We start from the raw sequence: 23,136 nt of genomic DNA, 5'->3' as shown, positions 1-23,136 counted from the left end.
GTCGGGTGGTGGGTGGGCATAAGTCGGGGGGCCAGGGGGCGGAGCCCCCCGGGACGGCCAGGCGAGCCAAGCAAGCGCTTAGAAAACTGCGGTCAGGGTCACACAGCGATCCCCGTGACCTGTGCCATACGTACGGGTAACTTCCCAAGGAGCCGTGCCAGTCCCCCCGTAACGCCAATGGAGCCGTGATGCCCGAAGCCGTCATCGTCTCGACCGCCCGCTCCCCCATCGGCCGCGCCGTCAAGGGCTCCCTCAAGGACCTGCGCCCCGACGACCTCACCGCCACGATCATCCAGGCCGCCCTCGCGAAGATCCCCGAGCTGGACCCCGCGCTCATCGAGGACCTGATGCTCGGCTGCGGCCTCCCCGGCGGCGAGCAGGGTTACAACCTCGGTCGGATCGTCGCCGTACAGATGGGCATGGACCACCTGCCGGGCTGCACGATCACCCGCTACTGTTCCTCGTCCCTGCAGACCAGCCGTATGGCCCTGCACGCCATCAAGGCCGGCGAGGGCGACGTCTTCATCTCGGCCGGTGTCGAGATGGTCTCCCGTTACGCCAAGGGCAGCTCGGACGGTCTCCCGGGCACCACGAACCCCCTGTTCGACGAGGCGCAGGCGCGCACCGCCGCCACCGCCGCGTCCGAGGGCTCCACCTGGCACGACCCGCGCGAGGACGGCCTGCTCCCCGACCCGTACATCGCGATGGGGCAGACCGCGGAGAACCTGGCACGGATCAAGGGCGTCACCCGCCAGGACATGGACGAGTTCGGCGTCCGCTCGCAGAACCTCGCCGAGGAAGCCATCAAGAACGGCTTCTGGGAGCGCGAGATCACCCCGGTGACGCTGCCGGACGGCACGGTCGTCAGCAAGGACGACGGCCCGCGCGCCGGCGTCACCCTGGAGGGCGTCTCCGGCCTGAAGCCGGTCTTCCGCCCGGACGGGCTCGTCACCGCCGGCAACTGCTGCCCGCTGAACGACGGCGCCGCCGCGGTCGTCATCATGAGCGACACCAAGGCCCGCGAGCTGGGCCTGACCCCGCTCGCCCGGATCGTGTCCACCGGTGTCTCCGGCCTCTCCCCCGAGATCATGGGCCTCGGCCCGGTCGAGGCGTCGAAGCAGGCGCTGGGCCGCGCGGGCCTGACCGTCGACGACATCGACCTGTTCGAGATCAACGAGGCGTTCGCCGCCCAGGTGATCCCGTCCTACCGCGACCTGAACATCCCGCTGGAGAAGCTGAACGTGAACGGCGGCGCGATCGCCGTCGGCCACCCCTTCGGCATGACCGGCGCCCGCATCACCGGCACGCTGATCAACTCCCTCCAGTTCCACGACAAGCAGTTCGGCCTGGAGACGATGTGCGTCGGCGGCGGCCAGGGCATGGCGATGGTCATCGAGCGTCTCAGCTGACCAACTCCCCGTAGCCGTACGGGAACTTTGCGTCACCCTCAGGCCCGGAACCCAGCAACCACCTGGGTTCTGGGCCGATTTGTGATCCAATCTCCCCCAGGATGTGACCTATCTCCCTTCGGAGAGGGATTTTCCCAGGTCAGGACCGTTTCACCACCAAACATCGGGCCCAAAGTCCTGCCCGATTCGTGACGTTACGCACTGACAGCTGGATAGTCCGCCCTTCAAGCTGATGTAGGAAGTCGGGGGTCGACTTTGAACCGGGAGTACGTCAGTGAGCGCCATGCCGATCGCTTTGCTGCTCACCACGGCCGCCACAGGCGCCGTGGGCGTCGCCGTCCTGCGCACCCTCTTGGTGCTCCGTCGCCAGGTAGCAGCCCTGCACATTGAGCTCGCCGAGGGCCGGGCCGCCGCCGTGCGCGCCCTTGTCCCCGCCGCCCGCAGTCATGCCGACGCGGATGAGATACGCGCCGCCGTGGCCGAGGCACTGGCCGAGGAGCGGGAGCGGGAACTGGCCGAGGCGCGCGCCTTCTGGGCCGCCCAGGAAGCCCGCGACACCGAGGTGCCGACCCTGCTGGGTCTGCCCGACAGCGAGCTGTTCATGCCCCGCCAGAGCGACTTCGTGGGCCTGGAGCCGCTGGAGCCGGTGACCGAGCCGTTCACGGAGCCCGAGGAATTCGCCGGGGACTCCCCCGAACTGGCCGCGGCCCGCCGCCGCCACCCGTCCCACCCGGACTTCGTCCCGGCGCAGTCACCCATCGCGAACGACCACGAACGCACGGTGGCGACGCTGGAGGAACTGGCCGAGTCCGCCGTAGAACTCGCGGATGTCCGTCCCGGGCCGCTCGGCACGCTCGACGTCTACGTCTTCGTCGACGGTACGACCCTCTGCATGACCCCGGGCCACCGCGAAACCGCGGAACGCCTCGCGGCAGCGCTCCGGGCCGGCGAGACCCCGTTCCTGCTGGGCGGCTCGGGAGTCTCGGGCGCGTACACACTCACGTTCGCGTGCGGCGAGGAGAACGTGTACATCCTGGCGGACAGGGTCATAGCGTCACTCTGATTTTTCGGGGGTGCGGGTGCGTTTTCGAGTGCGGGCCGGTGGGGGCCGGCCGCGCAGTTCCCCGCGCCCCTAAAGACAAGACTCACGGCACCCTGAGTTCTCTTTCAGGGGCGCGGGGCTGTATCGATTTGCGGCTCCGCCGCGTGGGCGCGGCCAGCCCCCACTCACCCGCACCCGCCGACGCACCTCAGACCCCCGCCCTCTTCTGCGCCTCCGCAACCAACCCGAGCGCCTCATCGACTTCGGCGTCATTCACCAGCACGACCGCCAAGTCATGCACAGCCACGGTGATTTGATCCGCCGCGGCAAACATCCCCGCGTCCGGCATCTCCCGAGGCGCCCCCGAGGGATCCTCGACCCGCTGCGCCCACAGGGCGAACTCCCTGGCCAGCCCCAAAGCCTCAGCCGCAGCGCCCCGTTGCAAACGGCTCTGCGGAGCAGCCCGCAACCGGTCCGCGAAGTGATCCACCGCTTGAGTCAACCGCGTCGTATCCACCACGCCGCGAGACTACGCGCCGCACCCGGACTGTTGCCAACGGGCGAACGCTCAGGCACGGTGACCTGAAGGACCGGCTTACACCCCATGCGTCCGGAGGCGCCGATGTCCCAAGTGTTCTCCCAGGAGACCCACCGCAACATGCTCGCCCGCATCCCCCATTGCACCGGTCGTGAAGTGTCCGACTGGCTGCGCACCGTCGACGAAGGCCCCGCCCTCTTCCGCTTCGAGGAGAAGGTCAGCTGGCTCCGCGCCGAGCACGACCTCGCATACGGCCACGCCAAGGCGATCATTCACGAGTACGACCTGAGGAGGGCCGCGCGCAAACTGCTCTAGGCGCGCACCACAGACCGACCCACCACGGACAGACGGACATGACGAAGGGCCCCGGGAACGAACCCGGGGCCCTTTCGCGATCAGCCTGCCGACGGCTAGTTGTTGCTGTTGAGGATCGAGATGATCCTCAGGAACTCCATGTAGATCCACACCAGCGTCAGCGTGAGCCCGAAGGCGGCGAGCCAGGCCTCTTCCTTGGGCGCGCCGTAGGCGATCCCGTCCTCGACCTGCTTGAAGTCGAGGGCGAGGAAGCACGCACCGAGGATGATGCCGACGACACCGAAGAAGATGCCGAGCGGGCCGCTGCGGAAGCCGAGGCCGTCACCGCCGCCGAACACCGCGAACAGCAGGTTCACGGCCATCAGCAGCACGAAGCCGAGCGCGGCGGCCATCACGAAGCCGTAGAAGCGGCGGTTGACGCGGATCCAGCCCGCGCGGTACGCGATGAGCACGCCGGCGAAGACGGCCATCGTGCCGATCACGGCCTGCATGGCCGCGCCGCTCGCGATGCGGTTGTCGACGACGCTGGAGACGACGCCGAGGAAGACGCCTTCCAGTGCGGCGTACGACAGGATCAGCGCGGGGACCGGCTTGCGCTTGAAGGACTGGACGAACGCCAGCACCATCGCGATCAGCGCGGCGCCGATCCCGATGCCGTAGGAACGGTTGATGTTGGCGTCGTCGACCGGGAGCAGCACCCAGGCGAGCGCGGCCGTGACGATCAGCGTGCCGAGGGTGGTGCCGGTGCGCTGGACGACGTCGTCCATGGTCATCCGGCCGGTGGTGGCCGGGGCCTGGGGCGGTGCGCCCTGCTGCAGGTCCTGCTGGGCGTAGGGGTTCTGCGCGTACGGGTTGCCCGCCGCGTAGGGGTTGCCCTGGGTTCCTACGGCGGGGCCCCCGGCCTGCGGCGCGGTGTTGAAGCCCGCGTAGCCGTTGTCGCGGCTGAACCCCCGTCGCGAGAAGACCGGGTTTCTGCTCCTCATTTCACTCCTCCATGGCCGCCTCGCGCGGCCTTGGCCTCAAGAGTAATAGGTAGGCAAAAGTTTGACCCTACCTCTTGGGGAGGATCTTCCCCTCGTCCTGCCACGGTACGCGGTGGACCGCACCCCCTGTGAACACTGGTACCAACCCGTGACGCCCGCCTTAGAAGCCCCTTATCCCTGTTCACCGGGTTCATCCGTTTCATCCAGGGGGAACCCGGTGTACGCCTCCGCGAGGTCCGTCTCGGTCGCCCGCGAGGACGCGATCCGCTCCAGCCGGGCCAGCTGGAGCCGCCCCTCGAAGGGTGTCGCGCCGGGCGCCGGGTGCAGGAGGCTCGTCATGTCGTAGGAGAACCGCTCGGCCTGCCACACCCGCCGCAGACAGGTCGCCGAGTACGCGTCGAGCCGCTCGTCGCTCCCCGTCTTCTTCCTGTACGTCAGTGCCCGCGCGAAGGTGACGACGTCGCCGACGGCGAGGTTGAGGCCCTTGGCCCCGGTGGGCGGCACGATGTGCGCGGCGTCGCCGGCGAGGAAGAGGCGGCCGTACCGCATGGGCTCGTGGACGTAGGAGCGCATGGGGGTGACCGACTTCTGGGTGATGGGTCCGCGGTCGAGCGTCCACCCGTCCTCGGTCTCGAAGCGGCGCTCCAGTTCGTCCCAGATCGCGTCGTCGCTCCAGCTCTCGGCGTCCGTGTCCTCCTCCACCTGGAGGTAGAGACGGGAGACGGAGGGGGAGCGCATGGAGAGGAGCGCGAAGCCGCGGTCGTGGCGGGCGTAGACGAGCTCGTCGTGCGAGGGCGCGACGTCGGCGAGGATGCCGAGCCAGGCGTAGGGGTACGACCGTTCGAAGACGCGGGTGAGTTCGGCGGGGACGGCGTTGCGGGCGATGCCCCAGAAGCCGTCGCAGCCGACGACGTAGTCGCAGTCGAGGACGTCCTCGCGGCCCTGGTGCCGGAAGCGGACGCGCGGGCTGTCGGTGTCCGCGCCCTCCACCGCGAGCGCCTCGGCCTCGAACAACAGGGGCCCGCCGCCCGCGAGTTGAAGCGCGATCAGGTCCTTGCACACCTCGGTCTGCGCATAGACCATCACGCTGCGGCCGCCGGTGAGGGCCGGGAAGTCCACCCGGTGCCGCCGCCGGTCGAACCGCAGCTCGATCCCGTCGTGCCGCAGTCCCTCCCGGTCCATCCGCTCCCCGGCCCCGGCCGCCCGCAGCACGTCCACGGTCCCCTGCTCCAGGATCCCGGCCCGCTGCCGGTGCTCGACGTACTCCCGGTCCCGGCTCTCCAGGACGACGGAATCGATACCGGCGTTGTGCAGCAGCCGGGCGAGGAGGAGTCCGGCGGGGCCGGCTCCGATGATGCCGACGGTGGTACGCATCGGGGGTCCCTTCGAGTACGGGCCGTTCAGTACGTTCATTGCGCGTTGCGTGCGCGTTGTGTTCGCGAGGTGAAATTTCCTTCACCTCGGCCCTCCATCTCAGTCTCCGACCGGCCGGGCCGGGCTGTCAACGGCTGGAGGGCGAGCCCTTCGGCGTGGCGTCGAGCCGGAAGTGCCAGACGACCACGAGCGGGGAGTCCTCCAGGGCCGCGGCCGACGCCTCCGGGCACCAGTGGTGCAGGTCCCAGGACGGATGGGCCGGGAGCGGGTCCGGGGCGGCGCCGGGGACGAGGGAGCCGCGCGGGCGGCGGGGTTCCTCGCAGTGCAGGACCTGGAAGCCCAGCGGGAGGGCCGCGGCGAGGTAGGCGCTGAGCGGGCGGTGGTACTCGTCGAGGAGGGAGGGGCGGCCGTCCGGACCGGGGCGGCGGGGCAGGGTCGGCCGGAGATAGGACGACAGCAGGTGGGCGTCCGAGATGACGAGGTGTCCGCCGGGGCGCAGGACGCGCGCGAACTCCCGTAATACCGGGGCCAGTTCGGGGACGTGGGTGAGGGCGAGCGCGCACACGACGGTGTCGACCGCGTCGTCCGGGAGCGGGAGCCGGTGCAGGTCGGCCTCGTGGAAGTCGACGTCCGGGAGGCGCTCGCGGGCCCGGGCGAGCATGTCCGGCGAGGCGTCGACGCCTATGACCTTGTGGCCGAGTCCGTGCAGGTGGGCGGTGTGGCGGCCGGTGCCGCAGGCGGCGTCCAGCGCCGTGCCGACGGGCAGGCCGTCCAGGATGCGCCGGACGACGGGCTGCTCGACGTCGATCATCCCGTTGCCGGGGGCGTCGTAGTGCGGTGCCCAGTCCTGGTAGACCTCGGCCGTGCCGACCGTGCCCGGCTCCGCCGTGACCACCTCGGCGTGCGCGAGGGCGGGGGTGTCCAGCAGGGTGCGGATCTCGGCGATCCGGGCCTCGACGAACGCCCGGTCCGCGCTGCCCTCCCGGAAGCCCCGGAGGAGCGCGGCACCCTCGACGCCCAGCAGATATCCCAGGGGACTCAGATACGTCACGGCAACACACCGTTCCCGTGGGTCACTGTCAGTGACCACGATAGTGCCCGGAGCCGGACTTGAACCGGCACGCCCGCGAAGGGGCAGCGAGGTTTAAGCTCGCCGTGTCTGCATTCCACCATCCGGGCAGGCCGTGGGCTCCACATCGAGGTCCCGAGCCTATCGGGGCGCGTCTCCCCAACAGCGGGCGGGCGTACCGATGTTGTCTTATTTTATTGATGTCTGAGGGTTCATCAGACCGTGGAAAGAGCCATCAGCACTTGCCAATAGCCTTGCGTGCGGTGTGGGGGCCTGTATGCGGAATGACGGAATTTCACCGCCCGAACGAGGGTGCTCCACCGGTTCTTGACCTGGGCCCGGCTCAGGGCCCGCCTCGGGGGCGGTCCTCATCCCCAGGTATGACAGCGCGAGGTGCAGTCCGACTGAAGGCTGCCCCCGGAACCGGAACAGCGGGTGACTCCACGGCGGGATACGGCCGGAAGGATGGGACACGTCCCCAGCAACACCGTCGTCCCGACAGGAGTGCCTTCCGTGACCACCACCCCCATCGCCGACCGGACCACCTCAGTGGCCGCGCGCGCCACGGATCTTTCCAAGATCTACGGACAGGGCGAGACCCAGGTGGTCGCCCTCGACCAGGTCTCCATCTCGTTCCGGCAGGCCGAGTTCACGGCGATCATGGGCCCCTCGGGGTCCGGCAAGTCCACCCTCATGCACTGCGTGGCCGGCCTGGACACGTTCTCGTCCGGTTCCGTCCGGATCGGTGACACCGAGCTGGGCTCCCTGAAGGACAAGCAGCTCACGAAGTTGCGCCGGGACAAGATCGGTTTCATCTTCCAGGCGTTCAACCTGCTGCCGACGCTGACGGCCCTGGAGAACATCACGCTCCCCATGGACATCGCGGGCCGCAAGCCCGACAAGGAGTGGCTGGACTCGGTGATCCGGATGATCGGTCTCGCCGACCGGCTCAAGCACCGGCCCTCCCAGCTCTCCGGCGGCCAGCAGCAACGCGTCGCCGTGGCAAGGGCGTTGGCCTCCCGCCCCGACATCATCTTCGGCGACGAGCCGACCGGAAACCTCGACTCGCGCTCCGGCGCGGAGGTGCTGGGCTTTCTGCGCAACTCCGTACGGGAGCTGGGGCAGACGGTGGTCATGGTGACCCACGACCCGGTGGCCGCGGCCTACGCGGACCGGGTGGTGTTCCTCGCGGACGGCCGCATCGTCGACGAGGTCTTCGAGCCGACGGCGGACTCGGTGCTCGACCGCATGAAGCGCTTCGACGCCAAGGGCCGGACCAGCTAAGCCCTCTGACGATCCATCACCTCGTCACTCGGGCGCGAGCCGCCGCGTGACGGCTCATCAACTCGTCACGCCGGCACCGGACTTCGCCGCCCCGGCTCACCTCTCGTACACCTGGACTGAGTAGACCCATGTTCCGAACCGCCTTGCGCAACGTACTCGCGCACAAGGCCCGGCTCCTCATGACCGTGCTCGCCGTGATGCTCGGCGTCGCGTTCGTGTCGGGGACCCTGGTCTTCACTAACACCATCTCGAACGCCTTCCAGAACAGCTCGGCCAAGGGCTTCGACCAGGTCGACGTCGCCGTCCGGGCCAAGTCCCAGGACGACAAGGGCGACACGGTCGGCAAGACGCCCGAGCTGACCCAGGCCATGCTGGACACCAGCGCGAAGGTGCCGGGCGCCGCGTCCGCGACCGGTGTCGTGAACGGCTTCACCGCCATAGCCGACAAGAAGGGCAAGCTCATCGGCGGCGGCTTCCAGTCCGAGGGCGGCAACTACTGGGGGTCCAAGGACGCCCGCTATCCCCTCAAGTCCGGTACGGCACCGCACGGTTCGGGCGAGGTCGCGATCGACTCCGAGACCGCCGAGCGCGCCGGGTACAAGGTCGGCGACACCGTCCGCATCTCGGTCGACGGGCCGGTGCTGTCCCCGAGGATCACCGGCATCTTCACCACCGACGACGGCAATGTCGCCGCCGGCGGCAGCCTCGCCCTCTTCGACACGGCCACCGCGCAGAAGCTGTTCGGCAAGGCGGGGACGTACGACGAGATCGACGTGAAGGCGGCGGCCGGGACGAGCCAGGCGGCCCTCAAGTCCGCGCTCGACCAGGCCCTCCCCAAGGGGCAGACGGAGACCACCACCGCCAAGAAGCTCGCCGACGACCAGGCCGAGACGATCGCCTCCTCGATGAGCGGGCTGAAGTCGGGGCTGCTGGTCTTCGCGGGCATCGCGCTCTTCGTCGGCACGTTCATCATCGCCAACACCTTCACCATGCTGGTCGCCCAGCGCACCAAGGAACTGGCGCTGCTGCGCGCGGTCGGCGCCTCCCGCCGGCAGGTCACGCGGTCGGTGCTCCTTGAGGCCTTCGTGGTCGGCGCGGTCGCCGCCGTGGCCGGTCTGGTGGCCGGTATCGGCATCGGCGCCGGGCTGCGCGCCCTGATGGGCACGATCGGCGCGACCGTCCCGGACGGCCCGCTGATCATCACCTCGGGCACGGTCCTCAGCGCCCTCGCGGTCGGCATCCTCATCACCATGCTCGCCGCCTGGCTGCCCGGCCGCCGGGCCGCGAAGATCCCGCCGGTCGCCGCGATGAGCAGCGTGCACGCGACGGCCACCACCAAGTCGCTGGTGCTGCGCAACACCCTCGGCGCGCTGTTCTCCGGCGCGGGCGTCGCGGTCGTCATCGCGGCCACGTCGATGAACGGCTCGGACGGCCAGGCCCCCATGGGGATCGGCGCCGTACTCCTCATCATCGGCGTGTTCATCCTGACCCCGCTGCTGTCCCGCCCGCTGATCGCGGCGGCGGCCCCGGCCCTGCGGATCTTCGGGATCTCCGGCAAGCTGGCCCGCCAGAACTCGGTGCGCAACCCGCGCCGTACGGCCGCCACCGCCTCCGCGCTGATGATCGGCCTCACCCTCATCACCGGCATGACGGTGATGGCGGGCAGCCTCCAGCAGGCGATCGACAAGATGGCCTCGTCCGCGATCAGCGCCGACTACATCGTGTCGATGGCGAACGGCAACCAGCTCTCCCCCGACGTCGACAAGACGCTCACCACCACCTCCGGCATCACCGCCAGCAGCCCGCTGCGCAACGCCCCTTCGCGCATCGACGGCACGACCGAGTTCCTCACCGGGGTCAACGGCTCCGCGATCGGCAAGCTCACCGACCTCAAGGTCGACAGCGGCACCTTCAAGGTCGCCGGCAGCCAGGTCGTCGTGGACGACGACACGGCCAAGTCCCATGGCTGGAAGGCCGGTTCGACCTTCACCACGCACTACGAGGACGGCAAGGCGCAGCAGCTGACCGTCTCCGCGGTGTACGAGGGCAACGCGCTGATCAGCGGCATCATGCTCGACAACGCGACACTCTCCCCGCACCAGACCGACCCGGCCGACATGCAGATCCTCGTCAAGACCGCGGACGGCGCGTCGAGTTCGACCAAGGACAAGCTGGAGAAGGCCCTCGGCTCCAACCCGGCCGTCAAGGTCCAGGACAAGAAGGACCTCTCCAACAGCATCGCGCAGGTCTTCACCCTGATCCTCAACATGGTCTACGGCCTGCTCGCCATGGCGGTGATCGTCGCGGTCCTCGGAGTCATCAACACCCTTGCCATGTCGGTCTTCGAACGCTCGCAGGAGATCGGGATGCTGCGCGCGATCGGCCTGGACCGCAAGGGCATCAAGCGGATGGTCCGTCTTGAGTCCCTGGTCATCTCGCTCTTCGGCGGGGTGCTCGGTATCGGCCTGGGCGTCTTCTTCGGCTGGGCGGCCGGTGAGTTGATCGGCGCGAAGATGTCGACGTACGAACTGGTCATCCCCTGGGCCCGGATGGCGCTCTTCCTGCTCCTGGCGGGCACGGTCGGCGTCCTGGCGGCCCTGTGGCCGGCCCGGCGCGCGGCCAAGCTGAACATGCTGTCGGCCATCAAGTCCGAGTAGCCGTAGACGAGTTGGGGCCCCGTTCCGGATCGGAACGGGGCCCTTCCTGTTGCCCTGAAAACTCGGTCAGTTCCAGGTGCGGGCGCGCAGCGGCATTCCCGAGCCGCCCGGTTCGGGGGTTCTGACGGCCAACACCTGGTTCACTCCTATGCGGTTGCGCTCGAAGCCGAGCGCGGAGGCCGCCATGTAGAGCCGCCACACCCGGGCCCGGCCGGCGCCGACCAGCCCGACCGCGCGCCGCCACTCGGCCTCCAGGTTGGCGACCCAGCGGCGCAGGGTGAGCCCGTAGTGCTCGCGGATCGCCTCGACGTCCCGCACCTCGAACCCGGCGCTCTCCAGCTGGGTCACGGTGGCGCCGATCGGGGCGAGTTCGCCGTCGGGGAAGACGTACGCGTCGATGAACTCGTCGATGTCGTACGCCGATTCGTCCTGCCACGGGCGGCGGGCGATCTGGTGGTTGAGCAGCCGCCCGCCCGGTCCGAGCAGCGCGTGGAGGACCCTCGCGTACTCCAAGTACCGTGCGGAGCCCACGTGTTCGGCCATGCCCACGGAGGAGATGGCGTCGTAGGGCCCGTCGGTGACATCGCGGTAGTCCTGGACGCGGATCTCCACCTTGTCGGTGAGCCCCTCCTCGGCGACGCGCTTACGGGCGTAGGCCGCCTGTTCCTGCGAGAGGGTCACGCCGACCACGCTCACGCCGTACTCGCGGGCCGCGTGGATCGCCATCGAACCCCAGCCGCAGCCGACGTCCAGCAGCCGCTGACCGGGCGTCAACTCCAGCTTGCGGCAGATGAGTTCGAGCTTGTCGCGCTGTGCGTCCTCCAACGTGCCGTCCGGGGACTCCCAGTAGGCGCACGAGTAGACCATCGAGGGGCCGAGGACGATCTCGTAGAAGTCGTTGCCGACGTCGTAGTGGTGGCTGATGGCGCGTTTGTCGGTGCGCTTGGTGTGGAGGTGGGCGCGGCTGCGGCGGACCTCCTCCGGGGGCGGGGCGGGCGGCAGCGGGAGTCCGGCGAGCTTCACCAGTCCGCGTACGGCGGACCGCACCTCGGGGTCACGCAGGGCCTGGGCGAGGCTGCGGGCGTCGTCGCCGCGCTCCCACACCAGCGAGGACAGCGCGTCGAGGCCCTCGTACAGGTCGCCCTCGATGTCCAGGTCTCCGGCGACCCAGGCACGCGCCATGCCCAGTTCTCCGGGTTTCCACAGGAGTCGGCGCAGGGCGCGGCGATTGCGTACGACCAGGGCCGGTGCATCGGGCGGCCCGGCCTCGGAACCGTCCCAGGCGCGGATGCGCACCGGGACAGGGGTTCCCAGTAGCTGTTCGAAGAGGGATTTGAGCCGCAGCGCGGCATCAGCCATGGCGCACACCTCCGTGACGCGGATCCCGGAATTGTCCATCACTACGTAAACACCGGCCAGGCCCGATCGCAGTCCTGCTTGAGCATTACGAGTAGGCAAAACAGATGTAGAGGACATGTAGAAGGACATGTAGACGCGGGGCGCCGGGAACGCCGAAGGGGCCGTCCGCACCACGGATGGCGGACGGCCCCTTCGGGCGTACTGCGGGTATTGCGGGTACTACGGGTCAGGCGCGACCTGAGGTCAGGAGGCCTTGGCCTTTTCCTCGGTCTTCGCGGCGGCGGCCGGAGCCGGCGCCGGCTTGGCGGCCTCGTAGAACTCCTCGCGGGGGTTCTCCATGGCGCCGAGCGAGACGACCTCGCGCTTGAGGAACATCGCGAGCGTCCAGTCGGCGAAGACGCGGATCTTGCGGTTCCAGGTCGGCATCGCCAGACCGTGGTAGCCACGGTGCATGTACCAGGCGAGACGGCCCTTGACCTTGATCTTCACCTTGCCCATGACGATCATGGCGACGCCCTTGTGGAGGCCGAGGCCGGCCACGGCACCCTTGTTGGCGTGCGAGTACTCCTTCTGCGGGAAGCCCCGCATACCGGAGATCACGTTGTCGCCGAGGACCTTCGCCTGACGCAGCGCGTGCTGGGCGTTCGGCGGGCACCAGGCGTTCTCGACGCCGGCCTTGCGGGCGGCGATGTCGGGCACCTGGGCGTTGTCGCCGGCGGCCCAGACGTAGTCGGTGCCGGTGACCTGGAGGGTCGGCTGGGCGTCGACGTGACCGCGCGGACCGAGCGGGAGGCCGAAGCGGGAGAGAACGGGGTTCGGCTTGACGCCGGCCGTCCACACGATCGTGTTGGAGTCGACCTCCAGGCCGTTCTTCAGCACGACGTGACCGCCGACGCAGGAGTCCATCGAGGTCGAGAGGTAGATCTCGATCCCGCGGCTCTCCAGGTGCTCCTTGCCGTACAGGCCGAGCTTGGGGCCGACCTCCGGGAGGATCTTGTCGGCGGCGTCGACGAGGACGAAACGCATGTCCTCGCGGGAGACGTTGGTGTAGTACTTGGCCGCGTCCCGGGCCATGTCCTCGACCTCACCGATGGTCTCCGCGCCGGCGAAGCCGCCGCCGACGAAGACGAAGGTGAGCGCCTTGCGGCGGATTTCCTCGTCGGTGGTGGAGTCGGCCTTGTCGAGCTGCTCGAGGACGTGGTTGCGCAGGCCGATGGACTCCTCGATGCCCTTCATGCCGATGCCCTGTTCGGCGAGGCCGGGGATCGGGAAGGTGCGGGAGACCGCGCCCATCGCGATGACGAGGTAGTCGAAAGGCAGCTCGTACGCCTCACCCACGAGGGGGGCGATCGTGGCGACCTTGCGGTCCTGGTCGATGGTGGTGACCCGGCCGGTGAGGACCTCCGCCTTCGGCAGTACGCGTCGCAGCGGGACGACGACGTGCCGAGGGGAGATGCTGCCGGCGGCGGCTTCGGGGAGGAAGGGCTGGTAGGTCATGTACGACCGGGGGTCGACGACCGTGACGGTCGCCTCGCCGTAGCGCATCTTCTTGAGAATGCGCCGAGCTGCGTACAGGCCTACGTACCCACCGCCTACTACGAGGATCCTGGGACGCTCCGTGGTGCTCATGCCATCGAGTATCCACCTGCCCCTGGGGGGTCGCTCGTGCGCCCCTTCACAAGCTTCCACAGGGGCTGTGTTATCCTCCGCGACTCGCATGATCCAGGTCACCTCGCACGAGGTGAACCGCGGTGCGGTTCGCCCCGTTGTCAAGGCCGCGTGAGCTGCTCCTCTGTCCCGCCGGACCCCCTGGACCACACCTCCGCGACACCCTCCCGAAACTCCCCCGAATCACTCCCGTACGGGGCCGCCGAGCACGCTCCGGAGCCCGCCAGGACCCCGGACGGGCCAACCGGGGCAGTCCGGTCGCCCAACTGGACAGAATTCCTTGTGAAGAACTTCACGAACTTTCTTACGGACACGTTCCGGAGGGGGTGGCGAGCGCCCCCTGCAACCGCTCATACGTTATATGGGCTGCTCAGGAGTTTACTACCGGCCAGTAATAATTCGGGGTGTCCGCCCGCGCCTAGCGACTGGTGACGAGGGCGATCAGGGCGACGAAGAGCCCGAGGATTCCGGCGATCTCGGCGGCCACCGTCAGCCTGGGACGCCGGCCCTCGTCACCCGTCGGCGAAGACGCGGCCGGGGTCCGGTACACCGGCCCGCTGCGCAGCGGGGCAACCGGTCCCGCCCCTGGCTCACGGCGCGACCGGGCACGTCGCGAGCCGGAACGAACCAGCGTCCAGACCAGCCACCCGATCAGGGCGACGATCAAGATCTCCATCACAAAGCCGACCGGCATCCGCGACCCCCGTCCCGCGCGTTCCGCTCACCGACCACGAGCACAAATCGGTGAGTTCCCTCACCGACTATGCCCGACGGCCGGCGCGCGTCGGGGGCGAATCCCTAGGCCGACGCCGCACCCTACGACCAGCGAGAGGGCGGCACCGCGGGTCGGTCGTTGTCTTCAGCCTCTCAGGCCTCTCCAGCCTCTTCCGCGGCCTTGACGGCGATGCCGAACGCGATCCCGTCCAAGATGTCGTGCTCGCTCACCACGACCTCCGTGGCGCCCGTCCGCTCCATGATCGAGAGGAGTACGAGGGCGCCCGCGCCGATGACGTCGACGCGGCCCGGGTGCATGGAGGGGATCGCGGCGCGTTCGGCGTGGGTGGAACGGAGGAGGGACTCCGTGATCTCCCGGACGCGGTCGTAGGAGACGCGGGAGTGGTGGATGGCCTCCGTGTCGTACTCGGGGAGGTTCTGGGCGATCGACGAGACCGTGGTGACCGAGCCGGCCAGGCCGACCAAGGTGCGGGCCTCGCGCAGCGGGACCGTCTTCGCCGCGAGGTCGAGGGCCTCCTCGATGTCCGCGCGCATCGCCGCCACCTGCTCGGCGGTCGGCGGGTCCGTGACCTTGCCGTCGCGGACGAGATGACGCTCGGTCATGCGGACGCAGCCGATGTCCACGGAGCGGGCGGCACGGACCTGGTCGTCGCCGACCACGAACTCCGTCGAGCCGCCGCCGATGTCCACGACGAGATACGGCTTGGCGAGGTCGTCGCGGCCCGTCAGTTCCTTGGTCGCGCCCGTGAAGGAGAGTTCCGCCTCCTCGTCGCCGGTGATCACCTCCGGCTCGACGCCCAGGATGTCCACGACGCCCCGGACGAAGTCGTCACGGTTCGAGGCGTCACGGGAGGCGGACGTGGCAACGAAACGGACCTTGTCGGCGCCCTTCTCCCGGATCACCTCCGCGTACTCACGGCAGGCCGCGAACGTCCGCTCCAGCGCCTCGGGGGCCAGCTCGCCGGTCTTGTCCACGCCCTGGCCGAGCCGCACGATCGTCATCCGCCGGTCCAGCTCCCGCAGTTCACCCGTGTCAGGGTTCACGTCCGCGACGAGCAGCCGGATGGAGTTCGTACCGCAGTCGACCGCGGCGACGCGGCTGAAACCGTCCTCAAGCAGCGGGACGTAGGAGAAGTACGTGCTGCGGATCGCGGTGGGGTCGGAGGTCTCGGCGGCCTCGGCGGGCAGTTCGTCGGCCGGGTCCGGTGCCGCCGGCGGCTGCACGCACGCGCCCTTCGCCCACCACTCCGGCAGCATCGCGAGCGCCTCGTCGCCGAGCGGGTTGACGCCCGGGCCCGCGGCCAGGGAATGGCCCACGAGGACGTGCAGACACTTCACCCGGTCCGGCATGCCGCCCGCGCTCGGGAAGCCCTCCAGGACCTCGATGGCGTCGCGGCGCGCGATGTAGTCCTCGTGCGCGGCACGGTACGCGGCGGCCAGTTCGGGGTCCGTCTGCAGCCGGGCCGTCATCTCCTTCATGACGCCGTTCGCCTCGAGCGTGCCGATGGCCGAGGCGGCCTTCGGGCACGTGAGGTAGTACGTCGTCGGGAAGGGCGTGCCGTCGGGGAGGCGGGGGGCCGTCTCCACCACGTCGGGCTGTCCGCACGGGCAGCGGTGCGCGATCGCGCGCAGGCCGCGCGGCGGACGCCCGAGCTGCTGCTTGAAGGCCTCGACATCCGCGTCGGTGGGCTCGGTGCGCGGAGTGGACGGCGGGGGCGTTTGCATGACTGTCTTCAGGACGTCTTTCTATGGGTCAGTTCTCACTGGTCGGAGGCGTCGGACTTGTCGACGCCGTCCCAGACGTTCGAGTACCAGGGGCGGTCGGCGGCCCCCAGCTCGGCGCGCGACTGCTTGGCCGCGTCCGGGTCGATCACGATGTAGCCCGTCTCCCCGGGCATCACGTAGTGCAGCCGCTGGCGGATCTGCTGCTCCGCGTAGGAGTCGTCCTGCCAGCGCGCCTTGAGGTCGCGCAGCTGCTCGACGCGCTGTTTGGCCTGTGCCTGCTGCCGCTCCAGGTCGGAGATCTCGGCGCGCTGGGAGACGTACTGCCTTATCGGGTACGCCAGCGCCACGATCAGCGAGCACAGCACGAGGGCGAGGAGGGCCGCCCGGCCGGTGAGCCGGGAGCGGCGGGCCTGCCGTTTGGTCTGGGAGCGGTAGACACGGGCCGCCGTCTGCTCGCCGAGCAGCTTGAGCCTGGTCGCGGTGGAGAACCGGTCCCGGTTGCTCACGGATGTCCACCTCGCTGTGCCATGCCGGTCACGACTGATCCCCTGATCTTTTCTGCCGGGGGCCCGGGGGTTGTCCCCCGGGCAGGCACAGCACGGCCATGTCCCGCCTCCCCTTCACACGTGCGTACGTCCCCGCACACGGTACGGGACCGGGTGCGGGGACGTACGTACGACTGGCTAAGGCTTAGCCCGGTATGGGTCAGCCCGTTACCGGTATCAGCCCTTGAAGCGGGGGAAGGCGCTACGGCCCGCGTACTCCGCCGCGTCGTCGAGGATCTCCTCGATGCGCAGCAGCTGGTTGTACTTGGCGACGCGGTCCGAGCGGGCCGGGGCGCCGGTCTTGATCTGGCCGCAGTTCACCGCGACGGCGAGGTCGGCGATGGTGACGTCCTCGGTCTCGCCGGAGCGGTGGGACATCATGCACTTGAAGCCGTTGCGCTGGGCCATCTCGACGGCGTCCAGGGTCTCGGTCAGCGAGCCGATCTGGTTCACCTTGACGAGCAGGGCGTTGGCGGTGCCCTCCTCGATGCCGCGGGCGAGGCGCTCGGGGTTGGTGACGAAGAGGTCGTCGCCGACGATCTGGACCTTCTCGCCGAGGCGGTCGGTGATGACCTTCCAGCCGGCCCAGTCGTCCTCGTACAGCGGGTCCTCGATGGAGACGAGCGGGTAGGCCGCCACGAGCTCCTCGTAGTACTCGGTCATCTCGGCGGCCGAGCGGGACTTGCCCTCGAACTCGTACTTGCCGTCCTTGTAGAACTCGGACGCGGCGACGTCGAGCGCGAGCGCGATCTGCTCGCCGGGGATGTAACCGGCCTGCTTGATGGCCTCGAGGATGAGGTCGAGGGCAGCGCGGTTGGACTCCAGGTTCGGGGCGAAGCCGCCCTCGTCGCCGAGGCCGGTGGACAGGCCCTTGGTCTTCAGCACCTTCTTGAGGGTGTGGTAGACCTCGGCGCCCCAGCGCAGCGCCTCGGAGAAGGACTCCGCGCCGATCGGGGCGATCATGAACTCCTGGATGTCCACGTTCGAGTCGGCGTGCGAGCCGCCGTTCAGGATGTTCATCATCGGAACGGGCAGCAGGTGCGCGTTCGGACCGCCGAGGTAGCGGAAGAGGGGGAGGTCGCTGGCCTCGGAGGCGGCGTGCGCGACGGCGAGGGAGACGCCGAGGATGGCGTTGGCGCCGAGCGAGCCCTTGTTGTCGGTGGCGTCCAGGTCGAACATGGCCTGGTCGATCAGGCGCTGCTCGGTGGCGTCGTAGCCGACGAGCTCCGGGCCGATCTGCTCGATGACGGCGAGGACGGCCTTCTCGACACCCTTGCCGCCGTAGCGGTTGGGGTCGCCGTCACGCAGCTCGATGGCTTCGAAGGCACCCGTGGAGGCGCCGGACGGAACGGCGGCACGACCCGTGCTGCCGTCGTCGAGGCCGACCTCGACCTCGACCGTGGGGTTGCCTCGGGAGTCCAGGATTTCCCGGGCTACGACGACGTCGATGGACGGCACGAGCATCTCCTTCTTGGGGTCTGACGCGGCTACGGCAACACCGCAGCGGCTCTGCGAGACGAGCCTAACCGGCTCGGGGCGATTGGCCATCCGGTCGGCCGCCTGATGGACAGAACCGAGAGTAAATTGTTTCCGAACGGAACAAAGAGTCCGGCAAAAATGCGCGCGACTTGGAGAAGTGGGGACAAAAGCGGGGCACAAAAAAGCCCCGCCCCGGTGCGTACGGGGGAACACGCACCGGAGCGGGGAGCCCGTGGGGGACGGGGGTGACCCTCACGAGGTCTCCATAGTGCAGTCCACGGATGTGAGGGCGCTGTGGTTCAGCTGAGTGCTACTTAAGGTGGAGCTGCTGACCCGGGTAGATGAAGTCGGCGTCGTCGATGATGCTCTTGTTCAGCTTGAACAGCTGCTGCCAGCCGCCCTTCACCTTGTGCTTCTCGGCGATCGAGCTGAGGGTGTCGCCCTTGACGACCTTGTACTCGCCGTCACCCTTCTTGACCTTCTTGCCGGTCGGGGTGGAGACGGTCTTCTTGGCCGCCGGGCGCTCGGCGGAGCGGGAGGCGGTCGTGTTGCTCGTGGAGCGCTCGGTGGTGCTCTTGGAGGAGCTGTTCGAGCTGCTCGACGAGCTGGAGCTGCCGCCGGAGTACGTGGCACTCGACAGGCCGGTGCCGCAGACGGGCCAGGCACCCTTGCCCTGGGAGGCGAGAACCTTCTCCGCCACGGCTATCTGCTGCGACTTGGAGGCCTGGTTCGCGGTGGAGGCGTAGGCGGTGCCGCCGTACGCGGCCCACGTCGAGGCGGAGAACTGGAGACCGCCGTAGTAGCCGTTGCCGGTGTTGATGGACCAGTTGCCGCCGGACTCGCAGCTGGCGACCGTGTCCCACTCGGAGGCGGTGGCGGCGGAGGCGCTGCCGGTGGCCATGAGCGGAGCGGCGATGGCGACACCGGTCACGCCGGCCAGCGTGGCGACGCGGGTGGCCTTGGACGGACGGCGGTGCTTGCCCTTGCTGGAAAACAGCATGGAAGATCCCAATCCCCTCACCGACGCCTGCGAGGTGAGCTGTCGGGTTCGGGCCGTGTGAGTTGCCCGGCCGCACACCTCTCGGTGCGCGACTTAACCCCAAGCCGGTTCCGGTCGTCTCTCGACTCCCGGGCCCGGCACTTACCTTGGGTCCCCCGCTCCTGCCTACGGCGCTTGACGCGACGACTGTTCCCGGAGGCCGCTGGCAGGACTCGGCGTGTGCGGCAGCCGGGGCTCGTGGTGACGAGCGGCCTTGACCGTAGACAGGGAATCGGCGGAATTTCAAAGACGATCAGGGCTTCTGAGACTCATCCCACACTTTCACCAAAGCGGACATTCGGCGCGAAGCGTGACGTGAACTCCCGCTGTTTTGCTGCTACTTTCCGCCCGTTTCAGCACTGACGTCCAGGGTCTGACCGGCGACGACAGCGGACGGATCGGCGCCTATCACCTTTTTGTTCTCGGCGTACAGCGCGCGCCATCCGCCGTCGAGGTCAAGGGAGTCGGCGATGGACGCGAGCGAGTCACCGGCGCGGACGGTGTACGTCTTGGGCGTCACGCTCTCCTCGGCGCTCGCTCCGCGGTGCTTGCCGGTGCTCTGCTGCTGGACCCCCTGGTCGGCCGAGTCGTCGAGCGCGCCGGTGTCGACGAGGCTCCACTTGCCCACCGCCTGCTGCGAGTTGTCCGATTCGTCGAGTTTCGGGGAGGCGGCGGTCGAGCCGTCGTCGGCCGAAGGGGTGGTGGACTTGTCGGACTTGGCGGGGTTGTCCGTCGCGGAGGGAGTGGGGCTCTGCGAGTCACCGGAGGAGTCGGACGAATCGGAGGGGGTCGGCTCCGTGTTTCCGGAGTTGGACAACCCGAACGATCCGGAGGCATCGGAAGAGCCGGAGGAGTCCGAAGAACCCGAGGAGTCCGAAGAACCTGTCGCACCGGTCGACGGCGAGTCGCTCGCGACCCCTGTGTCGACGTCCGCCGAGCCCGAGGTGGTGGTGAGTCCGGCGACCAGCGCGCAGGTGACCCACTCGGAGGTGCCCTTGGCGTCGAGGATCTTCTCGGCGACGGCTATCTGCTGGGAGCGGCTGGCGAGGTCGGCGGTGGGGGCGTAGTCCTGGCCGCCGTACTTGTTCCAGTCGTCCTGGGTCAGCTGCAGTCCGCCGTAGTGGCCGTTGCCGCTGTTCTCGCTCCAGGAGCCGCCCGTCTCGCACTGGGCCACCTTGTCCCAGGTGGTGCCGTCGGCGGCGTTCGCCGCGGCGGCGCCGAGGAGGGGGATGGCGATGGCGGAGCCGGTCACGCCGGCCGCGACGAGCATTGCCGGAGCCTGACGGGGGCGACGGTGACGACCGTTCCCGGAGAGCATGCGGAGGCCTTTCGCGTGACGGCGGGGGGACCGCGCGACGGGTGCTGCGGGGCGCCGCGCTGGTACGTGAACGTAGCCGGAATCGATCACTTGTCACAAGTTAATGCCACGTAGATCACGTGAAGATCACAGAGTTGAGGAACTGTCATCTTCGGGTTTGCGCGGCGAGATGGCCTGTTCGGTCCGGGTTTACGGGTTTGGTGTGGTCGCTCCGGGAGTGAACTCCACCGGCAGGGTGCGCAGTCCGCGCATGATGAGCCCGCCGCGCCAGCGCAAGTCGGCCGGATCCGCCGCGAGTTGGAGGTCGGGCAGCCGGGTGAGGAGGGTGGCCAGCGCGGTCTGCCCCTCCAGCCGGGCGAGCGGGGCGCCGAGGCAGTAGTGGATGCCGTGGCCGTAGCCGAGGTGTTGATTGTCACGCCGTCCGAGGTCGAGGACGTCGGGATCGGCGAACCGCTCCGGATCGCGGTCCGCCGCGGCCAGGACGACCAGTACGGGATCGCCGGCCGCGATGTCCTGCCCGCCGAGCGTGACGGGGCGGGTGGCGAACCGCCAGGTCGCCAGCTCCACCGGGCCGTCGTAGCGCAGGAGTTCCTCGACGCCGGTTTCGAGGAGGCCGTGTTCGCCCGCGGCGAGGGACTTCTCCAGGCGGGCGCGCTGCTCGGGGTGGGTGAGGAGGGCGTAGGTGCCGTTGCCGATGAGGTTGACGGTCGTCTCGAAACCGGCGAACAGCAGGATGAAGGCCATCGCGGCGGCCTCGTTCTCGGTGAGGTGCTCGCCCTGGTCGGAGGCGCGGATGAGGGCGGAGATGAGGTCTTCGCCGGGGAGAGGATCCGGGCTGTCGGACAGGGCCGCGCGCTTGCGGTGGATGAGTTCGGCGAGATAGGTGCGCATCTTCTTCACGGACCGCGCGACTCCACCCCTCGGCCCGCCCCCGTGCCGGATCATCATGCCCGCCCAGTCCCGGAAGTCGTCCTGGTCCTCGCGCGGAACGCCGAGCAGATCGCAGATGGCGTAGATGGGGAGCGGGAAGGCGAAGTCGTGGATGAGGTCGGCGGAGCCGCTCTCCGCGAACCGGTCGATGAGGTGGTCCGTCAACTCCTGCACCCTGGGCGCGAATTCGGCCACCCGGCGGGGTGTGAACGCCTTGCTGACCAGCCGTCGGAGCCGGGTGTGGTCCGGCGGATCGATGTTGAGCAGATGCGTCATCAACTCGGCCTTGCGCTCACCCGGGATACCGGTCTTGCCCTTGGCGTGCGCCGGTTCGTCGTGATGCGCGGGGTTCTTGGACAGCCGCGGGTCGGCGAGCGCCTGCTTGGCATCGGCGTACCGCGTGACCAGCCAGGCCTCCACCCCACTGGGCAGCCGCGTCCTGTGCACGGGAGCGTGCTCACGGAGCCAGGCATAGGCGGGGTAGGGGTCGGTGGCGAACTCCCAGGTGAAGAGTTCGGGGGCGGAGGAGTGGGAGTGCGGCTGGGCAGGCTGGTCTGTCACTCCTTGACGGTATCCGGGACGGGCGCGCGCTCCGCGAGGGCCTTGCGGGCGGCGGGGTGTCCGCCGAGGACTCCGGACGACCTGTTACGTCACGCCCCGGCGCCGCCCCCTTCGACTCCCCTGATCGCATCCCGATAAGCCCGCCCCGCCGCCCGCAAGGCCGCCTCCGGATCCACCCCGGCCGCCTCCGCGCGCACCGCCAGCGCGAGCAGTTCGTAGCCGATGCCGTCGTCCCCCTCCGGCAACGGCACCTCAAGTCCCGCCGTCCGCACGCGTGATGCGAGTTTCGCCGCGAGGGCCAGGCCGGGCTGGCCCATCGGGACTCCCTCGGTGATAGAGGTGCGGCGCTTCTCCTCCGCCTTCGTGCGCAGCCAATGTGCCTTCACCTCCTCGGGAGTTGACGCCGTCTCGTCGCCGAAGACGTGCGGGTGGCGGTGGATCAGCTTGGTGACGATGCCGCCGGCCACGTCGTCGATCGAGAAGGGGGTGTCCGGGTCCTCCTCCGCGATGCGGGCGTGGAAGACGACCTGGAGGAGGACGTCTCCCAACTCCTCGCGCAGTTCGTCGCGGTCGCCCTCCTCGATCGCCTCGACGAGTTCGTACGCCTCCTCGATGCCGTACTTCGCCAGGCCCTTGTGCGTCTGCTGGGAGGACCACGGGCACTCGACCCGGATGCGGTCCATGACCTGGACGAGGTCGAGGAGGCGGGCGCCCGGCAGGTCGTAGGAGGCGGGGAGGAGTTCCAGCTCGGGCATCCGGACGCGGCCGGAGCCGGCGAGGCGGGCCAGGCCGTCGGTCAGCGCGGGTTCGCCCTCGCCCGTGGCCACGATCACCACCGTGTGGCCGCCCTCGCAGGCGGCGACCAGTTCCTCGGCGGTCGGGGAAGCGTCGGTGACGGTTATGCCGGCCTCGGTCAGATACGGCAGCTGCGGATGCGTACCGTCCGCGCACAGCACTCGGTCGGCGGTGCGCAGCGCCTCCCAGGCGGGCCAGGACAGCAGGCCGGGGGCGACTCTGTGGCTGGTGGTGAGCAGGACGATGCGGCCGGGAGCGGGGGTGCCCTCGGGGGCGGGCGTGCTCTCGGGACCGGGGCTGGTTGCGTTCAC

Annotated in this window: 19 protein-coding genes, 1 tRNA gene, 1 pseudogene and 1 riboswitch; of the genes and pseudogenes, 5 read left to right on the top strand and 16 right to left on the bottom strand. The window is 69.2% G+C overall.

The window, feature by feature from the left end:
- Positions 1 to 188: 188 nt before the first annotated feature.
- A complete protein-coding gene (locus JHN45_RS21660; protein WP_201050105.1) occupies positions 189 to 1,409 on the top strand; it encodes an acetyl-CoA C-acetyltransferase in 1,221 nt (406 codons plus the stop codon).
- 283 nt (positions 1,410 to 1,692) lie between these two features.
- Positions 1,693 to 2,472, top strand: a complete 780-nt coding sequence (locus tag JHN45_RS21655; protein WP_200712255.1) for a hypothetical protein — start codon at positions 1,693 to 1,695, stop codon at positions 2,470 to 2,472.
- 187 nt (positions 2,473 to 2,659) lie between these two features.
- Here JHN45_RS21655 and JHN45_RS21650 read toward each other — a convergent pair whose 3' ends face one another.
- Complete coding sequence (locus JHN45_RS21650) at positions 2,660 to 2,971, bottom strand: hypothetical protein (protein WP_201050104.1); 312 nt, start codon at positions 2,969 to 2,971, stop codon at positions 2,660 to 2,662.
- Between the two features lie 102 nt (positions 2,972 to 3,073).
- Here JHN45_RS21650 and JHN45_RS21645 point away from each other — a divergent pair, with 102 nt between their 5' ends.
- Positions 3,074 to 3,304 carry a DUF4287 domain-containing protein gene (locus JHN45_RS21645; RefSeq protein WP_026151524.1) on the top strand — a complete coding sequence of 77 codons (231 nt, stop codon included), beginning with the start codon at positions 3,074 to 3,076 and terminating at the stop codon, positions 3,302 to 3,304.
- 95 nt (positions 3,305 to 3,399) lie between these two features.
- Here the strand turns inward: JHN45_RS21645 and JHN45_RS21640 are convergent, their stop codons facing one another.
- The 4 genes from JHN45_RS21640 to JHN45_RS21625 all read right to left on the bottom strand — a co-directional run bounded on the left by JHN45_RS21640 (position 3,400) and on the right by JHN45_RS21625 (position 6,840).
- The gene (locus JHN45_RS21640; protein ID WP_200712240.1) at positions 3,400 to 4,287 is read right to left on the bottom strand and encodes a Bax inhibitor-1/YccA family protein; all 888 of its coding nucleotides are present in this window, start codon (positions 4,285 to 4,287) and stop codon (positions 3,400 to 3,402) included.
- Between the two features lie 171 nt (positions 4,288 to 4,458).
- Entirely contained in the window at positions 4,459 to 5,661 is a 1,203-nt protein-coding gene (locus tag JHN45_RS21635) for a 4-hydroxybenzoate 3-monooxygenase (protein WP_201050103.1), read from the bottom strand.
- Between the two features lie 127 nt (positions 5,662 to 5,788).
- Positions 5,789 to 6,712 (bottom strand): class I SAM-dependent methyltransferase, encoded by a 924-nt coding sequence (locus JHN45_RS21630; protein WP_201050102.1) that lies wholly within the window; start codon positions 6,710 to 6,712, stop codon positions 5,789 to 5,791.
- Between the two features lie 44 nt (positions 6,713 to 6,756).
- A tRNA-Leu gene (locus JHN45_RS21625) sits at positions 6,757 to 6,840 on the bottom strand.
- A gap of 403 nt (positions 6,841 to 7,243) precedes the next feature.
- Between JHN45_RS21625 and JHN45_RS21620 the strand changes: the two genes are divergently transcribed.
- Together JHN45_RS21620 and JHN45_RS21615 are read left to right on the top strand one after the other, a co-directional pair.
- On the top strand, positions 7,244 to 8,014 hold the full coding sequence (locus JHN45_RS21620; RefSeq protein WP_200712243.1) for an ABC transporter ATP-binding protein: 771 nt from the start codon (positions 7,244 to 7,246) through the stop codon (positions 8,012 to 8,014).
- Between the two features lie 128 nt (positions 8,015 to 8,142).
- Positions 8,143 to 10,671, top strand: coding sequence for an ABC transporter permease (locus JHN45_RS21615; protein ID WP_201050101.1), 2,529 nt, complete (start codon positions 8,143 to 8,145; stop codon positions 10,669 to 10,671).
- 66 nt (positions 10,672 to 10,737) lie between these two features.
- Here JHN45_RS21615 and JHN45_RS21610 read toward each other — a convergent pair whose 3' ends face one another.
- The 11 genes and pseudogenes from JHN45_RS21610 to JHN45_RS21565 all read right to left on the bottom strand — a co-directional run bounded on the left by JHN45_RS21610 (position 10,738) and on the right by JHN45_RS21565 (position 23,136).
- Positions 10,738 to 12,030, bottom strand: coding sequence for a cyclopropane-fatty-acyl-phospholipid synthase family protein (locus JHN45_RS21610; protein WP_200712245.1), 1,293 nt, complete (start codon positions 12,028 to 12,030; stop codon positions 10,738 to 10,740).
- 243 nt (positions 12,031 to 12,273) lie between these two features.
- Positions 12,274 to 13,659, bottom strand: a complete 1,386-nt coding sequence (locus JHN45_RS21605) for an NAD(P)/FAD-dependent oxidoreductase (RefSeq protein ID WP_200712246.1) — start codon at positions 13,657 to 13,659, stop codon at positions 12,274 to 12,276.
- Positions 13,660 to 14,116: 457 nt separating this feature from the next.
- Positions 14,117 to 14,392 carry a hypothetical protein gene (locus JHN45_RS21600; RefSeq protein ID WP_201050100.1) on the bottom strand — a complete coding sequence of 92 codons (276 nt, stop codon included), beginning with the start codon at positions 14,390 to 14,392 and terminating at the stop codon, positions 14,117 to 14,119.
- Between the two features lie 173 nt (positions 14,393 to 14,565).
- A complete protein-coding gene (locus JHN45_RS53095; RefSeq protein ID WP_236583915.1) occupies positions 14,566 to 15,552 on the bottom strand; it encodes a Ppx/GppA phosphatase family protein in 987 nt (328 codons plus the stop codon).
- A gap of 201 nt (positions 15,553 to 15,753) precedes the next feature.
- Positions 15,754 to 16,158: pseudogene (locus tag JHN45_RS53090) on the bottom strand (DUF501 domain-containing protein); the annotation flags it as partial.
- Between the two features lie 35 nt (positions 16,159 to 16,193).
- On the bottom strand, positions 16,194 to 16,664 hold the full coding sequence (locus tag JHN45_RS21590; RefSeq protein ID WP_307783156.1) for a septum formation initiator family protein: 471 nt from the start codon (positions 16,662 to 16,664) through the stop codon (positions 16,194 to 16,196).
- A 216-nt stretch (positions 16,665 to 16,880) separates the two neighbouring features.
- Entirely contained in the window at positions 16,881 to 18,167 is a 1,287-nt protein-coding gene (eno, locus tag JHN45_RS21585; protein WP_200712250.1) for a phosphopyruvate hydratase, read from the bottom strand.
- Between the two features lie 325 nt (positions 18,168 to 18,492).
- The gene (locus JHN45_RS21580) at positions 18,493 to 19,182 is read right to left on the bottom strand and encodes a transglycosylase family protein (RefSeq protein WP_200712251.1); all 690 of its coding nucleotides are present in this window, start codon (positions 19,180 to 19,182) and stop codon (positions 18,493 to 18,495) included.
- A gap of 9 nt (positions 19,183 to 19,191) precedes the next feature.
- Positions 19,192 to 19,365, bottom strand: a riboswitch (cyclic di-AMP (ydaO/yuaA leader).
- A 193-nt stretch (positions 19,366 to 19,558) separates the two neighbouring features.
- On the bottom strand, positions 19,559 to 20,539 hold the full coding sequence (locus JHN45_RS21575; protein WP_201050098.1) for a transglycosylase family protein: 981 nt from the start codon (positions 20,537 to 20,539) through the stop codon (positions 19,559 to 19,561).
- A gap of 189 nt (positions 20,540 to 20,728) precedes the next feature.
- Positions 20,729 to 22,030: a cytochrome P450 gene (locus tag JHN45_RS21570; RefSeq protein WP_200712253.1), complete on the bottom strand. Its 1,302-nt coding sequence runs from the start codon at positions 22,028 to 22,030 to the stop codon at positions 20,729 to 20,731.
- 89 nt (positions 22,031 to 22,119) lie between these two features.
- Positions 22,120 to 23,136, bottom strand: a complete 1,017-nt coding sequence (locus JHN45_RS21565) for a nucleoside triphosphate pyrophosphohydrolase (protein ID WP_201050097.1) — start codon at positions 23,134 to 23,136, stop codon at positions 22,120 to 22,122.

The organism is Streptomyces sp. MBT53, assembly GCF_016654115.1.
GTDB lineage: Bacteria > Actinomycetota > Actinomycetes > Streptomycetales > Streptomycetaceae > Streptomyces.
Note: the sequence above shows the minus strand (reverse complement) of the source record. Positions and strands in the feature narration are given on the sequence as shown.

Excerpts from the sequence above, each read along its gene's own strand:
- JHN45_RS21575 (WP_201050098.1), bottom strand. The coding sequence starts at position 20,539 with ATGCTCTCCGGGAACGGTCGTCACCGTCGCCCCCGTCAGGCTCCGGCA.
- JHN45_RS21655 (WP_200712255.1), top strand. The coding sequence starts at position 1,693 with ATGCCGATCGCTTTGCTGCTCACCACGGCCGCCACAGGCGCCGTGGGC.
- JHN45_RS21580 (WP_200712251.1), bottom strand. The coding sequence starts at position 19,182 with ATGCTGTTTTCCAGCAAGGGCAAGCACCGCCGTCCGTCCAAGGCCACC.
- JHN45_RS21635 (WP_201050103.1), bottom strand. The coding sequence starts at position 5,661 with ATGCGTACCACCGTCGGCATCATCGGAGCCGGCCCCGCCGGACTCCTC.
- JHN45_RS21645 (WP_026151524.1), top strand. The coding sequence starts at position 3,074 with ATGTCCCAAGTGTTCTCCCAGGAGACCCACCGCAACATGCTCGCCCGC.
- JHN45_RS21605 (WP_200712246.1), bottom strand. The coding sequence starts at position 13,659 with ATGAGCACCACGGAGCGTCCCAGGATCCTCGTAGTAGGCGGTGGGTAC.
- JHN45_RS21610 (WP_200712245.1), bottom strand. The coding sequence starts at position 12,030 with ATGGCTGATGCCGCGCTGCGGCTCAAATCCCTCTTCGAACAGCTACTG.
- JHN45_RS21615 (WP_201050101.1), top strand. The coding sequence starts at position 8,143 with ATGTTCCGAACCGCCTTGCGCAACGTACTCGCGCACAAGGCCCGGCTC.
- eno (WP_200712250.1), bottom strand. The coding sequence starts at position 18,167 with ATGCTCGTGCCGTCCATCGACGTCGTCGTAGCCCGGGAAATCCTGGAC.
- JHN45_RS21640 (WP_200712240.1), bottom strand. The coding sequence starts at position 4,287 with ATGAGGAGCAGAAACCCGGTCTTCTCGCGACGGGGGTTCAGCCGCGAC.
- JHN45_RS21600 (WP_201050100.1), bottom strand. The coding sequence starts at position 14,392 with ATGCCGGTCGGCTTTGTGATGGAGATCTTGATCGTCGCCCTGATCGGG.
- JHN45_RS21660 (WP_201050105.1), top strand. The coding sequence starts at position 189 with ATGCCCGAAGCCGTCATCGTCTCGACCGCCCGCTCCCCCATCGGCCGC.